1 rRNA gene is annotated in these 542 nt (G+C 48.7%); it reads left to right on the top strand.

From position 1 onward, the window contains the following. Nucleotides 1–202: 202 nt before the first annotated feature. A 23S ribosomal RNA gene (locus tag IEX62_RS23625) occupies nt 203–542 on the top strand; the annotation flags it as partial.

Here is a 542-nt window from a genome sequence, read left to right as displayed (position 1 = left end):
AGCGCCTGCCTTGCAAGCAGGAGGTCAGCGGTTCGATCCCGCTTGGCTCCACCATTTATGCTTTAAACAAGTTGATCCTTGAAAACTGGATACCGAAACGAAACATCGCGTTTTAGAAAACTGTTCTTAACTGACACTGTGTAAACAGGATCGGTCATGAATATGTAATATTAGGTTCTTCTGTAAAGAAGACCACCAACTAGGTTAAGCTAGTAAGAGCACACGGTGGATGCCTAGGCGCTAGGAGCCGACGAAGGACGTGGCGAACAACGATAAGGCCTCGGGGAGCTGTAAGCAAGCATTGATCCGGGGATGTCCGAATGGGGAAACCTGACTGGATTCATCTCCAGTTACTCACATCTGAATACATAGGGTGTGCAGAGGCAGACGAGGGGAACTGAAACATCTAAGTACCCTCAGGAAGAGAAAACAAGAGTGATTCCGTCAGTAGCGGCGAGCGAACGCGGAACAGCCCAAACCAGGAAGCTTGCTTCTTGGGGTTGTGGGACGTCTCTTTGGAGTGATAAAAGAGTTTGGTAGAT

This window comes from Paenibacillus hunanensis, assembly GCF_014645615.1.
Classification (GTDB): Bacteria; Bacillota; Bacilli; order Paenibacillales; family Paenibacillaceae; genus Saccharibacillus; species Saccharibacillus hunanensis.
Note: the sequence above shows the minus strand (reverse complement) of the source record. Positions and strands in the feature narration are given on the sequence as shown.